Source organism: Micromonospora sp. AKA38 (genome assembly GCF_027925725.1).
Classification (GTDB): domain Bacteria; phylum Actinomycetota; class Actinomycetes; order Mycobacteriales; family Micromonosporaceae; genus Micromonospora.
The window spans coordinates 97589-121191 of record NZ_BNEI01000010.1; the positions used below are offsets into that span (position 1 = coordinate 97589).

General features: G+C 74.6%; 20 protein-coding genes. 11 read left to right on the plus strand and 9 right to left on the minus strand.

Annotation, left to right across the window (positions count from 1 at the left end):
- Positions 1 to 20 precede the first annotated feature (20 nt).
- Positions 21 to 1649, minus strand: coding sequence for an L-glutamate gamma-semialdehyde dehydrogenase (pruA, locus tag TPA0908_RS30910; RefSeq protein WP_281943966.1), 1629 nt, complete (start codon positions 1647 to 1649; stop codon positions 21 to 23).
- Between the two features lie 424 nt (positions 1650 to 2073).
- Between pruA and TPA0908_RS30915 the strand changes: the two genes are divergently transcribed.
- On the plus strand, positions 2074 to 3072 hold the full coding sequence (locus tag TPA0908_RS30915) for a hypothetical protein (RefSeq protein ID WP_281943967.1): 999 nt from the start codon (positions 2074 to 2076) through the stop codon (positions 3070 to 3072).
- A gap of 15 nt (positions 3073 to 3087) precedes the next feature.
- Here the strand turns inward: TPA0908_RS30915 and TPA0908_RS30920 are convergent, their stop codons facing one another.
- Positions 3088 to 3597 (minus strand): DUF6912 family protein, encoded by a 510-nt coding sequence (locus TPA0908_RS30920; RefSeq protein ID WP_281943969.1) that lies wholly within the window; start codon positions 3595 to 3597, stop codon positions 3088 to 3090.
- A 194-nt stretch (positions 3598 to 3791) separates the two neighbouring features.
- On the opposite strand from TPA0908_RS30920, the gene TPA0908_RS30925 reads away from it, so the two are divergent.
- Complete coding sequence (locus TPA0908_RS30925) at positions 3792 to 4022, plus strand: helix-turn-helix domain-containing protein (RefSeq protein WP_281944189.1); 231 nt, start codon at positions 3792 to 3794, stop codon at positions 4020 to 4022.
- 100 nt (positions 4023 to 4122) lie between these two features.
- A complete protein-coding gene (locus TPA0908_RS30930; protein WP_281943971.1) occupies positions 4123 to 4734 on the plus strand; it encodes an Rv3235 family protein in 612 nt (203 codons plus the stop codon).
- Between the two features lie 318 nt (positions 4735 to 5052).
- Here the strand turns inward: TPA0908_RS30930 and secA are convergent, their stop codons facing one another.
- Positions 5053 to 7956, minus strand: coding sequence for a preprotein translocase subunit SecA (gene secA / locus TPA0908_RS30935; RefSeq protein WP_281943972.1), 2904 nt, complete (start codon positions 7954 to 7956; stop codon positions 5053 to 5055).
- A 170-nt stretch (positions 7957 to 8126) separates the two neighbouring features.
- Here secA and TPA0908_RS30940 point away from each other — a divergent pair, with 170 nt between their 5' ends.
- Both TPA0908_RS30940 and TPA0908_RS30945 read left to right on the plus strand, forming a co-directional pair.
- Positions 8127 to 9284, plus strand: coding sequence for a GNAT family N-acetyltransferase (locus TPA0908_RS30940; protein ID WP_281943973.1), 1158 nt, complete (start codon positions 8127 to 8129; stop codon positions 9282 to 9284).
- Positions 9281 to 10387 (plus strand): GNAT family N-acetyltransferase, encoded by a 1107-nt coding sequence (locus TPA0908_RS30945; RefSeq protein ID WP_281943974.1) that lies wholly within the window; start codon positions 9281 to 9283, stop codon positions 10385 to 10387. The genes TPA0908_RS30940 and TPA0908_RS30945 overlap by 4 nt, the downstream gene beginning before the upstream one ends.
- 45 nt (positions 10388 to 10432) lie before the next feature.
- On the opposite strand, the gene hpf is transcribed toward TPA0908_RS30945, so the two are convergent.
- From hpf to mtrA, 5 genes are all read right to left on the minus strand, one after another.
- Positions 10433 to 11077, minus strand: a complete 645-nt coding sequence (gene hpf, locus TPA0908_RS30950) for a ribosome hibernation-promoting factor, HPF/YfiA family (protein WP_281943975.1) — start codon at positions 11075 to 11077, stop codon at positions 10433 to 10435.
- A 249-nt stretch (positions 11078 to 11326) separates the two neighbouring features.
- Entirely contained in the window at positions 11327 to 12034 is a 708-nt protein-coding gene (locus TPA0908_RS30955) for a ComF family protein (RefSeq protein ID WP_374709281.1), read from the minus strand.
- Between the two features lies 1 nt (position 12035).
- A complete protein-coding gene (locus TPA0908_RS30960) occupies positions 12036 to 13835 on the minus strand; it encodes an LpqB family beta-propeller domain-containing protein (protein ID WP_281943977.1) in 1800 nt (599 codons plus the stop codon).
- Complete coding sequence (mtrB, locus tag TPA0908_RS30965; protein WP_281943979.1) at positions 13832 to 15586, minus strand: MtrAB system histidine kinase MtrB; 1755 nt, start codon at positions 15584 to 15586, stop codon at positions 13832 to 13834. The genes TPA0908_RS30960 and mtrB overlap by 4 nt, the downstream gene beginning before the upstream one ends.
- A gap of 13 nt (positions 15587 to 15599) precedes the next feature.
- Positions 15600 to 16289 (minus strand): MtrAB system response regulator MtrA, encoded by a 690-nt coding sequence (gene mtrA / locus TPA0908_RS30970; RefSeq protein WP_091060316.1) that lies wholly within the window; start codon positions 16287 to 16289, stop codon positions 15600 to 15602.
- A gap of 216 nt (positions 16290 to 16505) precedes the next feature.
- On the opposite strand from mtrA, the gene TPA0908_RS30975 reads away from it, so the two are divergent.
- The 5 genes from TPA0908_RS30975 to TPA0908_RS30995 are packed head-to-tail and all read left to right on the plus strand — an operon-like array spanning position 16506 to position 21568.
- Positions 16506 to 17348, plus strand: a complete 843-nt coding sequence (locus TPA0908_RS30975; protein WP_281943984.1) for a hypothetical protein — start codon at positions 16506 to 16508, stop codon at positions 17346 to 17348.
- A complete protein-coding gene (locus TPA0908_RS30980) occupies positions 17345 to 17986 on the plus strand; it encodes a DUF4129 domain-containing protein (protein ID WP_281943986.1) in 642 nt (213 codons plus the stop codon). Before TPA0908_RS30975 ends, TPA0908_RS30980 begins: the two co-directional genes overlap by 4 nt.
- Positions 17983 to 19275, plus strand: a complete 1293-nt coding sequence (locus TPA0908_RS30985) for a DUF4350 domain-containing protein (RefSeq protein WP_281943988.1) — start codon at positions 17983 to 17985, stop codon at positions 19273 to 19275. The genes TPA0908_RS30980 and TPA0908_RS30985 overlap by 4 nt, the downstream gene beginning before the upstream one ends.
- Positions 19276 to 19286: 11 nt before the next feature.
- Complete coding sequence (locus TPA0908_RS30990) at positions 19287 to 20261, plus strand: AAA family ATPase (RefSeq protein WP_458575202.1); 975 nt, start codon at positions 19287 to 19289, stop codon at positions 20259 to 20261.
- Positions 20258 to 21568, plus strand: coding sequence for a DUF58 domain-containing protein (locus tag TPA0908_RS30995; protein ID WP_281943992.1), 1311 nt, complete (start codon positions 20258 to 20260; stop codon positions 21566 to 21568). The genes TPA0908_RS30990 and TPA0908_RS30995 overlap by 4 nt, the downstream gene beginning before the upstream one ends.
- An 85-nt stretch (positions 21569 to 21653) precedes the next feature.
- Here the strand turns inward: TPA0908_RS30995 and TPA0908_RS31000 are convergent, their stop codons facing one another.
- Positions 21654 to 22616, minus strand: coding sequence for a stage II sporulation protein M (locus TPA0908_RS31000; protein WP_281943994.1), 963 nt, complete (start codon positions 22614 to 22616; stop codon positions 21654 to 21656).
- Here TPA0908_RS31000 and TPA0908_RS31005 point away from each other — a divergent pair.
- The gene (locus tag TPA0908_RS31005; RefSeq protein WP_281943996.1) at positions 22587 to 23570 is read left to right on the plus strand and encodes an RDD family protein; all 984 of its coding nucleotides are present in this window, start codon (positions 22587 to 22589) and stop codon (positions 23568 to 23570) included. The two genes, TPA0908_RS31000 and TPA0908_RS31005, sit on opposite strands and share 30 nt — an antisense overlap.
- Positions 23571 to 23603: the final 33 nt, after the last annotated feature.

Here is a 23603-nt window from a genome sequence, read left to right on the forward strand (position 1 = left end):
AAGGGGCCCCTCCTTACACCTCAGCCCATGTGCGGGTAGGTGTGGTCGGTCGGCGGGACGAACGTCTCCTTGATCGTCCGGGGTGACGTCCAGCGGACCAGGTTGTGCCAGGAGCCCGCCTTGTCGTTGGTGCCGCTGGCCCGCGCGCCGCCGAACGGCTGCTGCCCGACCACCGCGCCGGTCGGCTTGTCGTTGATGTAGAAGTTGCCGGCCGCGTACCGCATCTTCTCCGCCACCTGGTCGACCACCCGGCGGTCGGTCGCGAAGATCGACCCGGTCAGCGCGTACGGCGCGATCGACTCGGCCTGGGCGACCACGTCGTCGAACCGGGCGTCGTCGAAGACGTGCACGCCCAGGATCGGCCCGAAGTACTCGGTGGTGAACGTCTCGTGCGCGGCGTCCGAGCACTCGAAGAGCGTGGGCCGGACGAAGTATCCGACCGAGTCGTCGGCGGTGCCGCCGGCCAGCACGCGGCAGCTGTCGTCGCCCTTGATCAGCTCCAGCGCGGCGGTGTGCCGGCCGAACGCCCGGTCGTCGATGACCGCGCCGCCGAAGTTGCTGAAGTCGGTCACGTCGCCGTACGTCAGCGCGTCCGCGGAGGCGGCGAGCCGGTCCCGCAGCCCGCCCTCCCAGAGCGAGCGCGGCACGTACGCCCGCGAGGCGGCCGAGCACTTCTGGCCCTGGTACTCGTAGGCGCCCCGAAGCAGCGCGGTGTGCAGCGCGTCCACGTCGGCGCTGGTGTGCGCCACCACGAAGTCCTTGCCGCCGGTCTCGCCGACCAGTCGCGGGTAACCCCGGTAGCGGGCGATGTTCTCGCCGACCGTGCGCCAGAGCTGCTGGAAGACCTTGGTGGAGCCGGTGAAGTGGATGCCGGCCAGGTCGGGGTCGGCGAGCACCACGTCGGAGACCTCCTCGCCGCGCCCGGTGACCATGTTGATCACACCGGGCGGCAGGCCGGCCGCCTCGAACAGCCGCATGGTGAAGTGCGCGGCGAACTGCTGGGTCGGGCCCGGCTTCCAGACCACGGTGTTGCCGAGCATGGCCGGCGCGGACGGCAGGTTGCCGGCGATGGCGGTGAAGTTGAACGGCGTGACCGCGTAGACGAAGCCCTCCAGCGGCCGGTGGTCGAAGCGGTTCCACACGCCCGGCGAGGACATCGGCTGCTCGGCCAGGAGCCGGCGGGCGAAGTGGACGTTGAACCGGAGGAAGTCGATCAGCTCGCAGGCGGCGTCGATCTCGGCCTGGACGGCGGTCTTGGACTGGCCCAGCATGGTGGCCGCGTTGAGCGTGTCCCGCCAGGGGCCGGCCAGCAGGTCGGCGGCGCGCAGGAAGATCGCGGCCCGCTCCTCGAACGGCAGTGCCCGCCACATCGGGGCGGCGTCCTTGGCCGCCTTGACGGCAGCGCGGGCGTCGTCGTGGGTGGCGTGCCCGGTGACGCCCAGCACGTGCGCGTGCTTGTGCGGCTGGACCACGTCGATCGACTCGCCGCCGGCCATCCGCTGCTCGCCGGCGATGGTCATCGGCAGCTCGATCCGCTCGGCGGCCAGCTCGGCCAGCCGCCGCTGGAGCCGCTCCCGGTCGGCGCTGCCGGGCTCGTAGGTGTGGACCGGCTCGTTGCGCGGCTCGGGGACGGAGAACACGGCGTCCATCACAGGCTCCTGTGCGATCTCGACGGCGATGGCGAAACCGGACCCGCGGGCACCGGCCGGGCGGCCGGGTGCCGGACACCACGCGGCGGACCGGTCGCGGCGGCGGGACCTGCGCCGATTCTTTCACGCGACGTTCCCGTCGGCCCGGGCTCCCCGGGTGCGGGCCGGGAGATCGGACGCACCCGCCCTCTCCGGACCATCGGCAGGAGTGGCTCCCACCCGACGAAACGTCAGAATAGAGAGCTTCTGGTCGAAGATTCGTCAGAGCCCACGTCGGGCCGAACGGGGGCGGCCCGGCCGTCACCGCCGGCGGTCGGCCACCGCGGCGGGCCCGCCGGAGCGGCGTCGCGGGACGCGTACGCTGGATGGCCGGTGACCTGCCCGGCCCGCGCGGGGCGATCCGGCAGCCGTCGAAAGGGAGACGATGAGCAACCAGCCCGGCAGCTCCACGGCCGCGGAACCGGACCGGCCCGAGGCCGACGCGCCGCCCGTCGCCGGCCAGGTCGGCACCGCCGCCGGCCGGCCGGGGTACGCGCCGGGCGCGCTGCCGCTGGCCGTGCTGTCGCTCGCCTGGCTGGTGGCCATGCTCTGGTCCACCCGGGAGGCGATCACCTCGACCGCGGCCGGGGTCACCGCGATCAGCCTCTCCGCGTACGCGCTCCCCGGCGTGATCACCGCGGCGCTGGTCACCGGCGCCACCGTCGCGCTGGCCGCCACGAACCGGCTGGACCGCGCCTCGCTGCGCTTCCTGGCCACCGTCGGCGCCGGCCTGCTGGTCGGGCTCGCCACCGCGGTGGGCATCAACCTCACGTACGCCGACAACGCCACCACCAACACCATCGCCGGCACCACGGCCGCCGCCGCGATCATCGGCGGGGCGCTGGCCGGCGCGCGCCAGGCGCGGGTGGTGGCCGGTCTCGCCGCGGCCACGCTCGCCGCGCAGATCTTCGTGGTGCTGTTCAGCCGCGCCCGGGACCCGCTCTCCGACCTGTACGGCGCCGGGGAGACGCAGCAGTCGGTGCTGGACGCCGCCAAGTGGGTGTCCCGGACGGAGTCGCTGCTCGCCGGGCTGATCGCCGGCCTGGTGGCGTACCTCTACCTCGCCTGGTCGCGCCGGCGCGCGGAAGGCCGGGACGGCGGGGCGTCGTCGCTGCGCTGGCCGGCGTACCTGGTGGCCGGCGCCGGCGCCGGGCTGCTCCTGCTGCTCACCGAGGTGATCATCCGGATCGGCGGGCGCGGGCTGCTCGACCTGGCCGCCGCGCTCAGCGAGGCCGACCAGGTGGCGCAGACCGCGCTCGGCACCTCCCGGGTGGACAACGCGATCTGGGTGCTCTTCGTGGGCGCGCTCACCACGCTCATCGTCTTCGGGCGCACGCTCGGGCCGCGCGCCGTCGACGACGAGGAGGACGAGCCGGCGGCCTGAGCCGTCCGGCGGCCCTCAGCCGGCGTCGCGCAGCAGCAGGTCCAGCTCCGTGACGTCGTACCACTCCAGCTCGTGGTCCTCGACGCCGTCGACGGTGAACTGGGCGTCGGGGTCACCGGCCTGCGCCTGCGCCGCCACGTCGGCGGCGGCGGCCACGTCCCCGGCCGCGTCCGCGCCGTCCACGTGGATCGCGGCGACGGACTTCACCGGCACCGGTCCGGCCGGCCGGACCACGCTGGAGCCCAGCTCGCCGGCGACCCGGTCGACCGCGCGGGCCGGCAGGTCGGCCGAGACCACCACCCGCCGCCGCGGAGCGCCGGGATCGGCCCGCAGCAGGAGCAACGCGTCCTGGGCGGCCCGGGTGAAGGCGACGTACTCCAGCTCCTCCTCGTCGCCCTCGGCGTACCACTCGCGCAGCTCCGGGGTGACCGCGTGTGCCACCTCGGCGGCCAGGCCCTCGTCCCGCAGCCGGGCCAGCATCGGGACGGTCGCCGGCAGGTACACCCGGACAAGCTCGTCGGTCACCGCACTCTCCCCGCACTCTCCGCCGCTCGCCGGCGGACGCCGGCTCCGGGCGCCGATCATGCCGTACGCCGACACCGTCATACACCCGGCACCCGCCGGGGAGAAGCGTCCCACCGGTGTGTCCGCCGAAGCGGGCGTGAACGGTGTCGCTCGCTGGTGGCAAACTGAGGCAAACGAAGCCAACCCCGGGAGTCATCGTGGAGTCGAGGTTCCTGCTGCTCTCCGACGTCGCCGCCGAGCTGAACGTCTCGGACTCGCAGGTCTACCACATGGTCCGGAGCGGCGAGCTGCCCGCGATCAAGATCGGCGGCCGGGGCCAGTGGCGGGTCGAACGGGCGCGCCTGGAGGAGTACATCGAGCGCAAGTACGCCGAGACCGCCGAGTGGGTACGTGGCAACCCGCTGGGCGAGCGCGACGTGGAGTGACCTTCCGAGAACCGTGAGCCATTGACGCGTACGCTTCTCATGCTTGAAGATGAGGGTCATCGAAGGCAAACGCAGGCAAACGCAGGATTCGAGGGCTGACATGGTTGACACCCGCCGTCCCCGGGCACCGCGTCCACCGGTCCGTCTCCGCCCCGCCCCGCCGCTCGACCCGCCCTGCACCGACGAGGACGCCGTCTGGAGCCACGTCGGCCAGCTCGCGCTCGACCTGGTCGACAGGCGTCGCCGGGAATCCGACCGGCCTGCCAACCGGGCCCCGGACCGCGCTCCCGGCTGGCCGCGCTGGTCCACCGCCGGGATCGCCGCCGGGCGGCCCACCGGCGAACCGCCGTCCTCCGGGATCGCCGCCGCCACGCCCGAGGCGACCCGGGCGGCGCACCGGTTCGTCCGCATGTTCCTGGAGATCGTCAACGGCTTCCGGCCGCCCGGGCAGCTCCGGCCGCTCTGCCTGCCCGAGGCCGCCGCCCAGGTGTCGGCCGAGCTGACCCGGGCGGCCCGCCGGGTCACCCCGGTCCGCCGCCGCAGCGCCCGGCCGGCCCTGCTCCTGCGCCGGCTGCGCGTCTGTGAACCCCGGGCCGGCGCGGTGGAGGCCACTGCCGTGTTCGCCGGCATGGGCGGCACCGGTTGGGCCATCGCCGTGCGCCTGGAACACCGCCGCGGCAACTGGCTCTGCCTCGTCCTGGACGTGCTCTGACCCGCCCTCCTCGTCGATCGGCGGTAAGGGCGGCCGGCACCCCCTCCCGCCTTCCTCGGGGTTGATCAAGGAGTTTGTGTCGGAGTCGATCTCCGCGACGACGCGAACTCCTTGATCAACCGGCCGGTTCCACCCGGCCGGTTGATCATCAAGTTGACCGCGCTGAGATACGCCCGGGCCTCGAGATCGCGGACGCCTTGACGACCCCGCTCGCAGGTCGACGCACGCACACTCCAGCGCGCACAGGAGCCCCGACAGGCCCACCGGACGCCGACGGGCCCCGGCCGATGGCCGGGGCCCGTCGGGCTGGTGCTGGGGTCAGTTGCCGCCGTTGGGCGAGCCGTGGCAGCGCTTGTACTTGCGGCCGGAGCCGCACGGGCAGGGCGCGTTCCGGGACGGGCCCTCACCGCCGTCGACCTGGGCGGACGCGGAGCGCCGGGCGGCACTGCTCGCGGCAGCCGCCTGACCGCTCGCCCCGGCCGGGGTCCGACGCGGCGTCGAGGCGGCCGGGCGTTCCGGCGCGGGCTGGCCGATGCCCAGCGCCGGCGCCTGCTGCTCGACCCGCTCGATCACCGGGGCGCCGCGACCGGCCTCGCCGTCGACGGCGGGCGCGGAGTATTGCAGACCCTGCTGCTGCGGCGTGCGGTTGAGACCCTTGGCCCGGATCTCCACCGGCTTCTCCAGCAGCTCCACCTCCTCGGCCTCCGGCGCGGCCTCCTCGACCTGAACGTCGAGGTTGTAGAGGAAGCCGACCGTCTCCTCCTTGATGCCGTCCATCATGGTGGCGAACATGTCGAAGCCCTCGCGCTGGTACTCGATGACCGGGTCACGCTGGGCGTACGCCCGCAGGCTGATGCCCTCCTGGAGGTAGTCCATCTCGTAGAGGTGCTCGCGCCACTTGCGGTCGATCACCTGGAGCAGGACCATCCGCTCCAACTGGCGGACCGCCTCCTCGCCGAGGGTCTCCTCGCGCCGGTCGTACGCGGCGTGCGCGTCCTCCTTGAGGCGGGCGAGCAGGAAGTCCTGGTCGAGGCCGGCCCGGGAGCCCACCTCCTCCTCCAGCTCGTCGACCGTGACGCCGACCGGGTAGAGCTGCTTCAGGCTGGACCAGAGCTGGTCGAGATCCCAGTCCTCCGCGTAGCCGTCGCTGGTGGCGCCCACCACGTACGCGCCGACCGTGTCGTCGATCATGTTGCGGACCTGGTCGGAGAGGTCCTCGCCGTTGAGCACCCGGAGGCGCTCGGCGTAGACCACCTGGCGCTGCTTGTTGAGCACCTCGTCGTACTTCAGGACGTTCTTGCGGATCTCGGCGTTCTGGCCCTCGATCTGGGCCTGGGCGCTCTTGATCTGGCGGGTGACCATCTTCGACTCGATGGGCACGTCCTCCGGGATGTTGAAGCGGTCCATCACCGCCTCGACCGCGCCCGCGCGGAACCGCTTCATCAGCTCGTCCTGGAGCGACAGGTAGAACCGGGACTCGCCCGGGTCGCCCTGCCGGCCGGCCCGGCCCCGGAGCTGGTTGTCGATCCGGCGGGACTCGTGCCGCTCGGTGCCCAGCACGTAGAGCCCACCGGCGGCGGCGACCTCCTCCGCCTCGGCGTCGCAGGCCTGCTTCCAGGTCGGGAGGCTCTCCTCCATCGCCTTGGCGTACTCCTCCGGCTGCTCGACCGGGTCGAGGCCGCGCTGGCGGAGGTCGTTGGCGGCGAGGAACTCGGGGTTGCCGCCGAGCAGGATGTCGGTGCCGCGACCGGCCATGTTGGTGGCGACCGTCACCGCGCCCTTGCGCCCGGCCTGGGCGACGATCTCCGCCTCCTTGGCGTGGAACTTCGCGTTCAACACCGAGTGCGGGATGCCGCGGCGGCGCAGCATGTGCGACAGGATCTCGGAGTTCTCCACCGAGACGGTGCCGACCAGCACCGGCTGGCCCTGCTCGTGCCGCTCGGCGATGTCCTCCACCACGGCGTTGAACTTGGCCTTCTCGGTCTTGTAGATGACGTCGGGCTTGTCCATCCGGACCATCGGCCGGTGCGTCGGGATGGTCACGACGCCGACCTTGTAGACCTTGTTGAACTCGCCCGCCTCGGTCTGCGCGGTGCCGGTCATGCCGGACAGCTTCTCGTAGAGGCGGAAGTAGTTCTGGAGGGTGATGGTGGCCAGGGTCTGGTTCTCCTGCTTGATCTCCACCCCCTCCTTGGCCTCGATCGCCTGGTGCATGCCCTCGTTGTAGCGGCGGCCGTGCAGGATGCGGCCGGTGAACTCGTCGACGATCAGGACCTCGCCGTCGCTGACGATGTAGTCCTTGTCGCGCTTGTAGAGCTCCTTGGCCTTGATGGCGTTGTTCAGGTAGCCGACCAGGGGCGTGTTGACCGACTCGTAGAGGTTGTCGATGCCGAGCCGGTCCTCCACCCGGGCCACCCCGCGCTCGCTGACCGCGATGGTGCGCTTGGCGTGGTCGACCTCGTAGTCGCCCTCGCCGTCGGTGCCGGGCTGGAGCCGGGCCACCACCCCGGCGAACTCCTGGTACCACCGGGCGGAGTGCTCGGCCGGCCCGGAGATGATCAGCGGGGTGCGCGCCTCGTCGATGAGGATCGAGTCGACCTCGTCGACCACCGCGAAGAAGTGGCCGCGCTGGACCAGCTCCTCCTTCGACCAGGCCATGTTGTCGCGCAGGTAGTCGAAGCCGAACTCGTTGTTGGTGCCGTAGGTGATGTCGCACTCGTAGGCCGCGCGGTGCTCGGTGGAGGGCCGGTTCGGCAGCACCACCCCGACGGTGAGCCCGAGGAACTCGTGCACCCGGCCCATCCACGCGGCGTCGCGCTCGGCCAGGTAGTCGTTCACGGTGATCACGTGCACGCCCTTGCCGGCGAGCGCGTTCAGGTAGACCGGCATGACCGAGGTCAGCGTCTTGCCCTCACCGGTCTTCATCTCGGCGATGTTGCCGAAGTGCAGCGCCGCGCCGCCCATCACCTGGACGTCGTAGGGGCGCTGACCGAGCACCCGCGAGGCGGCCTCACGGCACACCGCGAACGCCTCGGGCAACAGGTCGTCGAGGGTCTCGCCGTCGGCGAGCCGCTCCTTGAACTGGTCGGTCATGCCGCGCAGCTCGTCGTCGTCGAGGTTGACGTAGTCGTCCTCGATCGAGTTGACGGCGGCCGCGATGGCCTTCAGCCGACGCACCATGCGGCCCTCGCCGGCGCGAAGGACCTTTTCCAGAATCGACACGGATCAACGCTCCCCTAGACGGTCTCGAACCATCGTAGGCGCTCCGACGCGGCGATGGTCACTGGTGGCGGCGGTCCGAACCCGGGAACCCGACATAACGCCGCGGGCACGCGGGCAGCAACCGCTAATCGGGTTACGCCGTCCGCGAACGATCCGGCACCATGGCTCGGATGGAGCCTGTGGAGATCGTCGAGGACGGGCTGTTGCTGCGCCCCTGGCGGGCGGCGGACGCCGAAGCGGTGCACCGCGCCTGCCAGGACCCGGACATCCAGCGCTGGACCACCGTACCTCGCCCGTACCGGCCCGAACACGCCCTCGCGTTCGTGACCACGGTCGCCGCGACGGCCTGGTCGACGGGTGCCGGCGCGCTGTTCGCGGTCTGCGACGCCGACAGCGGCGAGCTGCTCGCCTCGTGCGGCCTGGTCTCCGTCGACCGCGCGCTCGACTCGGCCGAGATCGGCTACTGGACCGCGCCCTGGGCGCGGGGCCGGGGCGTCGCGGTCCGCGCCGTCCGCGCGGTCGCCCGCTGGGCGTTCGACGCGCTCGGCCTGCGCCGGCTGACCTGGCAGGCCGAGATCGGCAACCACGCGTCCCGGCTGGTCGCGCTGCGGGCCGGATTCCGGGTCGAGGGGGAGCTGCGGCTGGCCCACCCGGCCGACGGGGGCCGGCCGGAGGGGTGGATCGGCTCGCTGCTCCCGGCCGGGCTGGCCGCGCCGGGCGACCCGGTCCCGTACGGTCCGACCACGCTCCAGGCCCGCCGGGCGGCCGTCTTCGGCCGGCCGCAGCCCGTCCTGTTCGCCACCGCCGGCGGCACCGAACTGCGGCTGCGCCCGCTCGAGGAACGCGACCTCCCCGACATCACCCGCACCTGTCAGGACGAGCAGACGGTGCGCTGGACCACGGTGCCGCACCCCTACCGGCCGGAGGACGCCGAGGGCTACCTGCGGGACCTGGTGCGACCGGCCTGGGCCCGGGGCACCGCCGCGATGTTCGCGGTGGCCGACCCGGACGACCACTACGTCGCCTCGATCGACCTGCGCATCCTGCCCACCGACCCGCTGGTCGCCGACGTCGGCTTCATGACCGCCCCGGAAGCCCGGGGGCGGGGCTACCTGCCGGCCGCGCTCACCGCGCTCTGCGCCTGGGGGTTCACCACGCTCGGCCTGGCCCGGGTCGAGTGGCGGGCCAACGTGGGCAACACCGCGTCCCGGCGGGCGGCCGAGAAGGCCGGATTCACCGTCGAGGGCACGCTGCGCGGCGGGGTCCAGCACCGCGGCGAGCGGCAGGACGTGTGGATCGGCGGCCTGCTGCCCCAGGACCTGGTGTGACCCCGGAGACGATCGAGGGGTACGGGGTCCGGCTGCGCCCCTGCGACCCGGCGGACGTGCCCGGGACGGTGGCCGGCTGCGCCGACCCGGAGACCCGGCGGTTCATCCCGCTGCTGCCCGACCCGTACGACGCGGACAGCGCGCGCTGGTGGATCACCGAAGGGGCGCCGGCCGCCCGGGCGGCGGGCGGGGCCGCGTACACGATCGCCGACCCGGCCACCGACCGGCTGCTCGGCAGCATCGGCCTGACCCGGCTCAGCGCCGAGCGGGCGACCTACGAGATCGGCTACTGGGTGGGGCCGTCGGCGCGCGGCCGGGGCGTGGCGACCGCCGCCACCCGGCTGCTGACCGAGCGGGCCTTCGCCGCCGGCGCGGCCCGGCTGGAACTGCTCACCCACCAGGAGAACGTGCCGTGTCAGCGAACGGCGCTGACCTGCGGCTACCGGCGTGAGGGCGTGCGGCGGGGCGCCGGCACGCCACGCGACGGCGTCCGCCCCGACCTGGTCGTCTGGGCGCGGCTGGCCGACGACCCGCCCGGGCCGACCGCCCGGCTGCTGCCGGACCTGCCCGGCGGCCGGCTCACCGACGGCGTGGTGACGCTGCGCCGCGTCGAACCGGCGGACGAGGACATGATGTACCGGCTGCACACGCTGCCGGAGGTGGTGGCGAGCCGGGTGCCGCCGATGCCGCCGGAGCGGGCGTCGATCGCCCGCCGGTGCCGGCTCGCGGCGAGTCACTGGCTGGCCGGCGACGCCGCCGACCTGGCCGTCGTCGACGCGGCCACCGGCACGCCCGTGGGCGGTTGCCTGCTGGCGTACGACGAGCCGGCCACCGGTCAGGCGATGCTGGGCTACAGCCTGCTGCCCGAGGCCCGCGGCCGGGGCCTGGCCAGCGGGACGGTCCGGCTCGTCGCCGGCTGGGCCTTCGGCGTCGGGGTGGCCCGCCTCTGGGCCGGCACCCGACCGGAGAACGTCGCCTCCCAGCGGGTGCTGGAGCGGGCCGGCTTCCGGCGGGAGGGCCTGCTGCGGGGGCGGCTGCCCGGCCTGGTCGGCACCCGCACCGACACGGTGATCTTCGGTCGGCTGGCGTCGGACGGGGAATGAGCGGAGCCCCCGCGGCGGGCGGGGGCTCCGGGTCGTGGCCGAGGGTCAGGTGTCGAGCGAGATGATCCCGTAGTCGTACGCGCGTCGACGGTAGACCACGCTCGGACGGCCGGACTCCTTGTCCAGGAACAGGTAGAAGTCGTGGCCGACCAGCTCCATCTGGAACAGCGCGTCGTCGACGGTCATCGGTTCGGCGGGGTGGACCTTCTCCCGGGCGATGTGCCACGGCTGGTCGTCGGGTTCGGCGTAGCCGTCGGTGTCGGGGCGTTCCGCCACGGCGGTGGCCGTGGCGTGCCCGTTCAGCGACGCCAACCCGGGCCCGTCGAGGTCGGCCACCGGCAGCCCGGCGGTCGCGGCGGCCACCGAGAGCGGCGCGTGCCGCCCGCGGTGCACCCGGCGGCGGTCGGCCGCGCGGCGGAACCGGGTGTCCAGCTTGGCGATGGCGGCGTCGAGCGCGCTGTAGAAGTCGTTCGTGCAGGCCTCGGCCCGGATCACCGGGCCCCGCGACACGCAGGTGATCTCCACCCGCTGGCAGTGGTCGGCCTGGCGCGGATTGCGCTCGTGGAACAACTCGACATCCACGCGAATGAGTTTGTGGTCGTAGCGTTCGATCTTCGCGAGTTTTTCGGCTACGTGCACCCGGTAATGGTCCGGCACTTCGACGTTACGGCCCTTGACCACGATGTCCACGTGACCTCCCTTGTTCGGACGGTCGTTCGGTCCGGATCTTCCGGTCGACGCGCCTGGGACGGCCCCGCTCGGCGTCGACCGGTGATGTACGGCTACGCCTCCTTCCAGTGCCGGGGAAGATTGGCATCCTCACTACCCCCGACACGGAAACGCTAACTCCTGTTCGGTCACCAGTCACCCCCGGTTGTCGAGAGCGGTCGCGAAAATTAACACCTCATACACCATGGGGTGAAACGGAACCACGAAGCGTCACCGAGGCCGCCGCTTTTGCGTTGCGGCGAGCACCGCCGCGACCTTTGGCGTCATTCCCGCGCGGTGCAATTTCCGGCTCACCGCCGCCAGCGTGGCACCGGTGGTGACGATGTCGTCGAGCAGCACCACGGTCCCGGCCGGCGCCGCCGTCCCCGGCCGGCGCAACCGGAACGCCGCCTCCGCCGCCGCGGCCCGGCCGGCGCTGTCCAGCACCACCGAGTCCGGCCGGGGCAGCGCCCGCAGCGGTCGCAGCACGCGAACCGGCCAGCCGGCCGCGCGCAGCCGGGCCGCGGCGGGCCGGGCCAGCCGCTCCAGGTGGTCGCCGTACCGGGCCCGGGCCGCGCGGGTGGTGTCCGGCACCGCCACCAGCGTCACCGGGCCGGGCCGGCCCACCGCCACGGCCACCACCTCGGCCAGCAACGCGCCCAACGGCCGGGCCAACCCGTGTCGGCCCCGTTCCTTGTACGCCAGCAGCCCCTCACGCAACGCCCCGCCGTACGGGCCGAGGGCCACGCAGGGCGGCAGGCCGGGTGGGGCCGGATCGGGCCGGGTCGACGCGGGCCGCAGCGCCTGAAGCTCGGCCACGCAGCGCGGGCAGAAGCCCTGCCGCAGCGCCGGGGAGCGGACCGCGCACCCGGCGCACCCGGTCGGCAGCACCAGATCGGTCAGGTCCGACCAGAGGCCGCCCAGGTCCGGCACCGGCATCTCAGTAGAAGAAGAACGGTGCGGTCGGGTTGGCCGTCTTGCCGCCCGCCGGCAGGTCTAGCACCTGCTCCGGCGTGACGAGGTCGAACGGGTTGTTCCGCCAGGCGCTGCCGGCGGTCTCGAACATGAACGAGAGCGCGGGCAACCCGCCTCCCCCGCCGCCCGGGTATCCCGCCAACTGGGTCACCGCGGCGCCGATCCCGGACTTCAGTGTGGAGCCCAGGCCGCCGTCGATGCTGAGCTGGTGGATGGCCGAACGTCGGTCCGGGTCGTTGCCGGCGATCACCAGTTGGTCCTCCGCGATCCAGTCGACCGCCGTCACGCCGGTGAGCAGCGTGGGCAGCCGGCGGGGCTGGCCCAGGGTGACCACGCCGCCCTCCACGCTCACCGGCGCCACGTAGACCGCGCCGCCGCTGACCAGCGCGATCCGGTGGCCGTCGAGGGAAGCGGCGACCGCCACGACGCTTCCGGAGACGTTCAGCGGGACGGGGCTCAGCGTGGCCGTCCCGTCGAACCGGTAGAGCTTGCCGTCGGCCGCCACCAGACCCGCCGGATGGTCGGTGGCCAGCGAGCGCAGCCAGGTGGGCCGGCTCATCGTCTGGAACCCGGCCTTCGGGTCGCTGGTGTTGAACACCGCCACCGGTTCCGGCCCGGTGCCCACCTTGAGCCGGAGCCGCCGGTCCGCCCCGGTCACCACCAGCGCGGCCAGCACCTGGTCCTCGGCGCGGGCGAGGGTCGCCGAGACCACGTTCCGGTTCTCCGCGGCCGGCAACGGGACGACGGCCCGCTGCTCGGTGCCGATGGCGAGCGGATGGAGGACCCCGTCGTAGACGCTGAACCGGGTGGGATTCGCGCCCCTCGGGTACGCGAGATGGGTGTCGCGCTCCCGCTCCAGGTCGACGCTGAACCGCTTCTGGTTCTGGATCTTCAGCTCGAGCTGCCCGGTCAACTCCGGCAACGACCAGGCGAGCTGGGTGCCGAGCCGGGCCAACCGCCCCTCGTTGGCGCCCGGCATGGTCAGGTTGACCTCCCACTGGGAGTCCGCGCCGGTGGCGTTGTTGATCGGGCGGGTGCCGTCCGGGAGCCCGGTGACACCCGGCGCCAGCCAGTCGGACGGGCCACCGGCCAGCCACTTCACCACCTCGGTGACGCGCCGCTCCGCCGACACCGACGACGGCAGGTAGCGCAGGTCGGGCACCAGCCGGGTCAGGTCGGAGTTCCAGAAGTAGACGGTGCGCGAGCGGTAGTACTGGCGCAGCGCCGTGTCGCTGGTCAGCAGCACGTTCGGCAGGCTGGTGATCAGCAGCCCGGTCCCGGCCGGCTCGGCCCGCCGCAACTGGAAGACGTACTCGGTCTCGGTGGCCCCCGGCGGGCCGAGGGTGCCGTCGGCCCGCAGCACTCCGACCTGCTGCACCTTGATCGTGACCCGGCTGGTGCCCTGGTTGTTCGGCGGGGTGCTCTCCTTCGCCCGCAGCCGGACCACGGTGAGTTCGACCTCGCTGGTCTGCGGCTTGCCGGGCAGCAGTTCCCGGGCCTCCGGGGCGAGGAACTTCTGGGCCCGGGTGTACGCCTGGTCGCGCTCCCCGGCAGCGGCCGCGCTCAGGTAGTTCTCGATGAACGGCACCGGCTCGTCGCTGTCGGTCGGCGCGGGCGGCGAGGCCGGCGGGCCGTTGAGCGAGCCGGCCTCGCCGGCCGGCACCGAACCGTCGACCTGGACGTCCGTCTGGGCCGGAATGCCGCACCCGGCCGGCAGCAGGACGCCGGCCAGCAGCACGGCCAGCAGCCGCCGCGGCACGTTCACGGCCCCACCTCCATCCGCGCGGAGTCGTCGGCGGGGCCGACGGCCAGCGCACCGGCGCCGCTGCCCGGACCGATGGCGAGCAGGCCACCGTCGCGGGGACCGCCGAACGGCAGGGCCGCGTCGGCCGGCACCAGCCGCAACGGCGAGGTGGTCAGTCGGTCGCCGGCCCGCGCCGGCAGCGTGAGCCGGAACTGCGCGCCCTGCCCCGGTGCTCCCCACGCCTCCAGCCAGCCGCCGTGCAACCGGGCGTCCTCCACGCTGATCGACAGGCCCAGGCCGGTGCCGCCGGTCTGCCGGGCCCGGGACGGGTCGGCCCGCCAGAACCGGTTGAAGACCAACTTCTCCTCCCCCGGCTTGAGCCCGACGCCGTGGTCCCGCACGGTGATCGCCACCGCGCTCTGGTCGACGCCCAGCGTGACCCGCACCGGCTTGGCCTCGCCGTGCTCGACCGCGTTGCCGACCAGGTTGCGCAGCACCCGCTCGACCCGGCGCGGGTCCACCTCGGCGATCACCGGAGCGTCCGGCAGATCCAGGTCGATGGTCACCCCGACCCGCTCGGCCAGCCCGGCCAGGCGCTCGACCACCCGGTGCACCACCGGCACCAGATCGGTCGGCTCGCTGTCCAGCACGGCGAAACCGGCGTCGAACCGGCTGATCTCCAACAGGTCGGTGAGCAGCTCCTCGAACCGGTCCAGCTCGGCCTGGAGCAGCTCGGCGCTGCGCGCCACCGCCGGATCGAACTCGTCCCGCTCCGCGAAGATCAGGTCGGCCGCCATCCGGACCGTGGTCAGCGGCGTCCGCAGCTCGTGCGAGACGTCCGAGGTGAACCGGCGTTGCAGCCGGGACATCTCCTCCAGCCGGAGGATCTGCCGTTGCAGGTTGGTCGCCATCTGGTTGAACGAGGCGGCGAGCAGGGCCAGGTCGTCCTCACCGGAGACCACCATGCGCTGGTCGAGCAGGCCGGCGGAGAGCCGCTGGGCGGTGCGCGCGGCCACCCGGACCGGCGTCACCACCAGCCGGGTCACCAGCGCGGCCAGCAGGCCGAGCAGGAGCACCAGCGCGACGCCGGTGGCGACCACGGTGGCCCGGGCGTCGGCCGCGGTGGCGTCCTGCCGGGCCAGGGGCACGAGGTAGTAGAGCTCGACCTGCCCGAACCGGGTGCGCACCGGGGAGCCGTAGACCAGGTACTTCGTGCGGTCGCCGCCGAGCGTGCCGGTGCGGATCTGATGGGCCACCTTGCCGGACGCCACGGTGGCCCGCAGCTCGTCGCCGATCACCGTGCGCACCGGCACGTCCGGGGAGACGCGGGGCTCGATGAACTCGGCGAAGTTGTCGGCGGTGATCGCCACCACCACGCCGCTGGTCTGCGCCGGGTCCCCGCCGGCCAGGTAGTTGACCGTGCCGTCGATGGTGTCCTGGAGTTGGGCCTCCTGCGGCTGGCTGTAGAGGTTGAACTGCTTCGCCGCGTACTCGCTGCCGTTGCTCAGCCGCATCCGTACGTCGGTCTCGGCGTTCTCCAGCAGGATGTTGGTGATCTTGTCGGCGATCAGGTAGGCGAAACCGCCCACCAGCAGACTCGACGCCACAAGTGTGATGGTGACCACGCGGACCTGGAGCGACCGCCGCCAGGCCTGGCGCACGCCGGCGGCGAACCGCGTCGACCGGCCGGCCAACGCGCGCCAGAGCGCCCGCGCGGCACGGAGCCGGCGGGGCGAGGCGGTCGGCGGGTCGGGCAGCGGGGCGGTCAGCACAGTGCTGACCAGGTTATCCGGTGCCCGCCTTGTAGCCCACGCCCCGGACGGTGAGGATGATTTCGGGTCGCTCCGGATCCGGCTCGATCTTGGCCCGCAGCCGCTGCACGTGCACGTTGACCAGCCGGGTGTCGGCGGCGTGCCGGTAGCCCCACACCTGCTCCAGCAGCACCTCCCGGGTGAACACCTGGCGGGGCTTGCGGGCGAGCGCGACCAGCAGGTCGAACTCCAGCGGCGTCAGCTTGACCTCCTCGGCGTCCCGGCTGACCGTGTGCGCCGGCACGTCGATGGTGATCTGGTTGCCGGGCGGGCCGATGGTGAGCAGCTCCGGCGCGACGTCCTCGCCGCGACGCAGCCGGGCCCGCATCCGGGCCACCAGCTCCTTGGGCTTGAACGGCTTGACCACGTAGTCGTCGGCGCCGGACTCCAGCCCCAGCACCACGTCGACCGTGTCGCTCTTGGCGGTCAGCATCACGATCGGCACCCCGGACTCGGCGCGGATCGCCCGGGCCACGTCGATGCCGCTCATCCCCGGCAACATCAGGTCGAGCAGGACGATGTCGGGCCGGCTGTCGCGGAACGCGGCCAATGCCCGTTCTCCGTCGGCGACGAAGGACGGCACGAAGCCCTCGCTGCGCAACACGATGCCGAGCATCTCGGCAAGGGCGGGGTCGTCGTCGACCACGAGTACGCGGGCTCTCATGGGGTTTATCGTTCCATCCCCGTTCATCTGGAGGGTCGGAGTCTTTCCCGGCACGGTAGCGCCGAGCGCGCCCCCGCACCACAGCTGACGGCGTGGTCACCAGCGTGGCGCGCCGCGACGGACGGGTCCACCGGATGCGGACCCGCCGTGCAACCATGATCCCCCGGGTGCCCCGCCGCCCGCCACCTCTGCTGCCCTGCCCGCCCAGGAGTACGCGTGTCCGACGTCGGCCCGACCGCGGTGCTCCCGCGCCGTCCGCTGACCGTCGGTGAGCTGCTCGACGCCGCCGTGCTGCTGCTGCGCGACCAGGCCCGGGTGCTGCTGCCGCTCGCCGTCGCGCTGGCCCTCGCCGAGCAGGCCGTGCTGTACCCGGTACGGCTGCTGGCCGGCGCGCACCCGCCCGGCTGGTGGCCCACCGGCGGTGAGTCGTTCGGCTGGTACTGGCTGCTGCTCGCGGCCGGCGCCGGCACCGAGGCGGCGATCATCGCGCTGCTGGGCAACCCGGCCGCGCGGGGCGGCGCGGCGGCGCTGCTCGGCCGCCGCCGCGCACCGTCGGAGCTGCTCCACGAGGCCCGTCCGGGCGCGACCCTGCTGGCCGCGGGCGCGGTCGGGCTCGCCGTCGGCGTCGCCGGGCTGGCCGGGCCCGCCTGGTTCGTCGCGTACGGGCTGCTCGGCCTCGTGGTGCCGGTGCTCGTGCTGGACGGGGTGCCGACGCACCGGGCACCGGGACGGGCGATCCGGCTGGCCGGCCGGGTGGGCGGGCGGGCCGCCGCCGTCCGGCTGCTCGGCTACCTGGGCTGGTGGCTGGTCCGGGTCGGCATCGGGCTGGGCGTCCCCTATGGTCTCGGGCTGCTCGACCTGTTCGACGTGTCGGCCTGGGCGCTGCCGGTCGCCGTCGTCGCGCAGGCGGCGGTGAACGCGCTCGCGTACCCGGCGCTGGCCTGCCTGGACGCGGTGCTGCACCTGGAGACCAGGATGCGCACCGAAGGGCTGGACATCCGACTCTCCCGGGCGCCGGCCGGCGTCCCGGAGCCGGTGCTGCTGGCGGTCGAGCGGTGAGCCGCTGGTGGACCGAGACGGTCGCCGCGCTGGGCGACGTGGTGCCGCTGCCGCTGGTCGCGCTGCTCCTGCTGGCCGCCGCGCTGCTGACGGCGCTGGCCTGGCACTCCTTCCCGGCCTGGGTGCCCCGCCGGCTGCCCCGGATCAGGCTGCCCCGGCTGCGACTGCCCCGGCTGCGACTGCCCCGGCTGCGACTGCCCCGGCTCCGACTGCCCCGGCTCCGACGACCGCGGATGCGCCTGCGCCGTCCCGCCCGCCGGCGGCGGCCCGACCCGCCGGTGCGCGTCCCCGCGCCCCGGGCCGCGCCGCCGGCACCCGTCGGCGGCCCGGCGACGGCCGACCGGCTGGCCGCCGAGGGCCGCTACGCCGAGGCGGTGCGGGAACGGCTCCGGGACATGGTCCGGCTCCTGGTCACCCGGCAGGTGGTGGAGCCACGGGCCGGGCTCACCGTCACCGAGCTGACCGAGGCGGCGGCCCGGACCCGCCCGGCGGTACGGCCCACCCTGCACGCCGCCGGCATGATCTTCTCGGACCTCTGGTACGCCCAGCGTCCCGCCACCGCCGGCCACGACCAACGGATGCGCGCGCTCGCCGCCGAACTGCGCCGCGAACTGACCGGCGAGGAGGACGCGTGGTGACCGTCGCCCCCGCCCCGGCCCGGCCCGCGGCCCCGCCGGCGTCCCGCCGCCGGTGGCACCGCACCGTCGTCCCGCTCGGGCTGGCCGCGCTGCTGATCGGGGCCACCGTGGTGCTGCACGCGGTGGACCAGCCCGACCCGGACGAGCGCGGCTTCCTCTCCCCCGTCGCCGGCGACGACGACGGCGGCAGCCGGCTCGCCGAGGAGCTACGCGCGCAGGGCGTGCCGCTGCGCCGGGAGACCGACACCGCCGGGGCGCTGCGGGCCGCCCGTGCGGCGCCGAGCACGCTCTTCGTGCCCGCACCCGACCTGGTGCACCCGGACACGCTCACCGGGCTGACCGCGCTGCCGCCCGGCAGCCGGCTGGTGCTTGTCGAGCCGTCCCGCCGGGTGCTGGCCGAGCTGGGCACGTCGGTCGAGCCGGCCGGTCGCCGGTGGGCCACCCGGGCGCTGCCGCCGGACGCCGGGGGCGTGGAGTGCCGGCTGCCCGAGGCGGTCCGCGCCGGCACCGCCGCGGTCGACCACCAGCGGTACGCCGGGCCGGAGCGCGCCGACCGCTGCTACGGCGGCGCGCTGCTCCGGATCCCGGCCGGCACCGAGGTGGTGCTGGTGGGCGCCAGCGACCCGTTCCGCAACGACCGGATCGACGAGTGGGGCAACCGGGACCTCGCCACCGGCCTGCTCGGCGCCACCGGTCGTCCGCTGGTCTGGCTGGACCTGCCCGCCCCGGCTCCGGCCCCGACCGGGACCGGCGCGTCGCGGACCACCGAGACCGAGGCTCCGCCGACGCCCCGCCGCACCGCCGAGCGCCCCGACCGGGCGGACCCACCGCGGCGCGCCGACAACCCGCTGTGGTCCGCGTTCCCGGCCTGGTTCTGGGCGATCCTGGCGCAGCTCGCGCTGGCCGGGCTGCTGGTGGTGCTCTGGCGGGCCCGCCGGCTCGGGCCACCGGTGACGGAGCCGCTGCCGGTGACCGTCCGCGCCGCCGAGACCGTCCGCGGCCGGGCCCGCCTCTACCGGCGGGCCGGTGCCCGGGACACCGTCGCCGCGACGCTGCGCGCCGCCGCCCGGGACCGCGTCCTGCCCCGGCTCAACCTGCCGCCCGACACCCCGGACGACGAGGTGGCGGCCCGGGTCGCGGCGGCGACCGGCGACGACCCGGAGCGGGTGGCCGGGCTGCTGCACGGCCCCGCCCCGGACGACGACCGGGAGCTGCTGGAGCTGGCCCGGGCGCTGGACACGCTGACCCGTACCCTGGCCCCGCCCCCGAGCGAAGGAGAACCCCGGTGACCGGACCCGTCATCGCCGCCGCGTCGCCCACCGCCCCGTCCGACGCCCGCGCCGCCCTGCACCGGCTGCGCGCCGAGGTGGCCAAGGCCGTGGTCGGCCAGGACGCGGTGGTCACCGGACTGGTCATCGCGCTGCTCTGCCGGGGGCACGTGCTGCTGGAGGGCGTCCCGGGGGTGGCCAAGACGCTGCTGGTGCGCACGCTCGCCGCCGCGCTCGACCTGGACGCCAAACGGGTGCAGTTCACCCCCGACCTGATGCCCGGCGACGTCACCGGTTCGCTGATCTTCGACCCGCACACCGCCGCGTTCACGTTCCGCGAGGGGCCGGTCTTCACCAACCTGCTCCTCGCCGACGAGATCAACCGCACCCCGCCGAAGACGCAGTCCGCGCTGCTGGAGGTGATGGAGGAACGGCAGGTCACCGTCGAGGGCGAGCGCCGCCCGCTGCCCGAGCCGTTCATCGTCGCGGCCACCCAGAACCCGGTCGAGTACGAGGGCACCTACCCGCTGCCCGAGGCGCAGCTCGACCGCTTCCTGCTCAAGCTGACCGTGCCGCTGCCGGGGCGGGACGAGGAACTGGGTGTGCTCCGCGCGCACCACGCCGGGTTCGACCCACGCGACCTGCGCGCCGCCGGCGTACGCCCGGTGGCCGGCGCGGCCGACCTGGCCGCCGCCCGCGCGCAGGCGCACGCCGTGCACGTGGCCGAGCCGGTGCTCGGCTACGTCGTGGACCTCTGCCGCGCCACCCGGGCCGCGCCCGCGCTGGAGCTGGGCGCCTCGCCCCGGGGCGCGACCGCGCTGCTCGCCACCGCCAAGGCGTGGGCCTGGCTGGCCGGCCGCGACCACGTCACGCCGGACGACGTGAAGGCGGTGGCCCGACCGACGCTGCGGCACCGGCTCCGGCCGCGACCCGAGGTGGAGCTGGAGGGCGTGACCGCCGACGCCGTGCTCGACTCGGTGCTGGCCACCGTGCCGACGCCGCGATGACCTGGCGGGCGGGCCTGCTGCTCGCGGCCGGCGCCGGAACGCTGCCGGCCTGGCCGGCGCCGTTCCTCGGCGTCGCCGTGCTGACCGCGACGGTGCTGCTGCTGGTCGCCCTGGACCGGGCGCTCGCCGCCCCGCCGCACGCCCTCACCGCCACCCGCGCCGGCGACCGGACCGTCCGGCTCGGCGGCACCGCCACGGTCACCCTGCACCTGGCCAACCCCACCGACCGGACGCTGCACGCCCAGGTCCGCGACGCGTGGGTGCCGTCCGCCGGGGCGCGTCCCGGGCGGTCGCCGCGGGAGACGCTCACGGTCCCGCCCGGCGGCACGGCCACGCTGCCGGTCCGCCTCACCCCGACCCGGCGCGGCGACCGGCCGGCGGTGGCGTTGACCGTCCGCTCGCTGGGGCCGATGCGTCTGGGCTTCCGGCAGCGCGCCGAACGGCCCGGCACGCCACCGTGGACGCTGCGCGTGCTGCCCCGCTTCGACTCGCGCCGGCACCTGCCGGAGAAGCTGGCCCGGCTGCGGGTCATCGACGGCGTCCAGGTGACCCGGGGACGCGGCCACGGCACCGAGTTCGACACCCTGCGCGAGTACGCCGTCGGCGACGACGTCCGGTCGATCGACTGGCGGGCCAGCGCGCGCCGCGCCGACGTGCTGGTGCGCACCTGGCGACCGGAGCGGGACCGGCGGCTCGTCTGCGTGCTGGACACCGGCCGCACCTCGGCGGTCCGGCTCGGCGACGAACCCCGGCTGGACACCGCGATCGACGCGGCGCTGCTGCTCACCGCGCTGGCCGCCCGCGCCGGTGACCGGGTGGACCTGCTCGCCGTGGACACCGCCGTCCGGGCCCGGGTGACCGGCGGCAACCGGCCGGCGCTGCTCACCCGGTTGGTCGAGGCGATGGCGCCGCTCCAGCCGGCGCTTGTCGAGACGGACTTCGAGCTGGTCGCCGGTGAGCTGCTGCGCCGGGAGCGGCAGCGCAGCCTGCTGGTGCTCTTCACCGCGCTGGACGCGGGCGCGCTCGGGGAGGGGCTGCTGCCGGTGCTGCCGCGGCTGGCCGCCCGGCACCGGGTGGTGCTGGCGGCCACCCACGATCCGGTGCTGGCCGGGCTCGCCACCGCCACCCCGGTCGGCCCGGACGACCCGTACGCGGCCGCGTCGGCGTGGCGGGCGCTGGCCGAGCGGGACCGGGTGCGGGCCGCGCTGTCCCGCCACGGCGTGACAGTGGTGGACGTCCCCGCCGACCGACTGGCCTCCACCGTGGCCGACACCTACCTACACCTGAAGTCCCTCGGCCAGCTCTGACCCCCACCCCCGGGCTCCTCCGCCCTGATTCACGGAAACAGTGGCTCTCGGGGGCTCCACAGCCACTGTTTCCGTGAATCCGCGGTCAGGGGCGGAGGGGGCGCGGGGCGGACGCGGCGGCGCGGCGGCCCAGGATGAGCGCGTACGCCAGGAAGGCCGCCCAGACGGTGGCGCCGGCCGCGACCCGCACGGCTGTCGGCACCGGCGCCGGGGTGACGAACGCCTCCAGCAGCGCGGAGACGGCGAACAGCCCGACCAGGCCGACCGCGACCACCATGGCCGACCGCCCCGCCTCGGCGACCGCCCGGCCGCGCCCGAGGTGCGCGGGCGGGGCGATCCACGCCCAGGCGGTGCGCAGCCCGACCCCGGCGGCGACGTAGATGCCGGTCAGCTCCAGCAGGCCGTGCGGCGTGATCAGGCCGAAGAAGACGTCCGCCCGGTCGTAGGAGACCATCACGCCGCCCACCACGCCGATGTTCAGCGCGTTCTGCCACAGCAGCCAGAACACCGGCACCACCAGCACGCCGGCGGCCAGGCACTGGGCCGCCAACCAGGCGTTGTGCGTCCACAGGTGGAACGCGAACGTCGGCGCGGCGAACTCGGTGTAGTAGCCGGCGAAGCCGGAGTCGACGAGCTGCCGGGCCGACTCGGCGCCGATGAACGCGGCGGCGGTGTCCGGATGGCCGGCGACGAACCAGATGAGGAAGACGCTCAACGCGCTGAAGCCGGTGGCGACGCCGCACCACCAGGGCCAGGCCCGGTAGAGGGCGGCCGGCAGGTCGGCCAGCAGGAACCGGCGTACCGCCGCCCAGGACGGCCGGGGCCGGCCGATGATCCGGGCGCGGGCGGCCAGGACCAGGTGGGACAGGTGACCGAGGAGCGCCGGCTCGGGGGCGCGGCTGCGCAGCACGGACAGGTGGGTGGCGGTGCGCTGGTAGAGCGAGACCAGCTCGTCGACCTCGGCCGCGTCCAGCCGACGCCGGCCGGTCAACTGCTCCAGCCGCCGCCACTGCACACCGTGCTCCGCCACGTACGCGTCGAGATCCACTCGTTCATGGTGTTCACTGTCGGGGTGCGCGCGCAACCTCCCCCGCCCTCCCGGTGGGCCGACGCCGGTCTGGTCAGCGGCGAGGCGGTGGAGCTGGACGTCCGGGCCGCCCGGCTGGGTTCCCGCGTGCTCGCGCTGCTGATCGACCTGATCGTCCAGCTCGGCCTGGCGCTGGTGCTCGGTGCGGCGCTGTCCATGCTGGTGCTCGCGATGCCGCCGGACCTGATGGACGCCGCGCTGGCCGGCGGTCTCCAGGTCGTGCTGCTGGTGCTGGTGCTGGTCGGCTACCCGGTGGTGATGGAGCGGTTCGCCGGCGGCCGGACGGTGGGCAAGCTGGCGGTGGGACTGCGGGTGGTACGGGCCGACGGCGGGCCGGTCGGGGTCGGGCAGTCGCTGGCCCGGGCGCTGGTGGGCGTCGCGGTGGAGTGGCCCGGCCTGGTGCTGCCGCTGCTGAGCTGGGCGGCGACCGTTACGGTGATGCTCACCGACCCGCGCGGCCGACGGTTGGGCGACCTGGTGGCCGGCACGCTCGTGGTGCACACCCGGGGCGCGTCGGTGTGGCGGCCGTTGCCGCCGGCCGTGCCGCCGTTGCTCGCCTGGGCGGGCACGCTGGACCTGACCCGGGTGGACGACGGGCTGGCCCTGGCCGTCCGGCAGTACGTGGACCGGCTTCCCCAGCTCGCCGCCGCGGACCGGGTGCGGCTGGGCCGGGAGCTGTGGGCGGAGGTGGCCGCGGTGACGTCACCGCCGCCGCCGTGGACCGCGCCGGAGTGGGCGTACCTGGCCGCCGTGCTGGCCGAGCGCAGGCGACGGGCCGGGTACCGGCTGGGCCGGGCCCGCACGGTCAGCGGCGCGCTCTGGCCGGAGCTGGCCCCGACCCCGGCCGCGTCGCCCGGCGTTCCGCTGCGGCGGGCCGCGCCGGAACCCGCCGGGCCCGATCCGGTACGCCGTTGAGCGCGGCGGGCCGGCTCAGGAGACCGGGCCGGC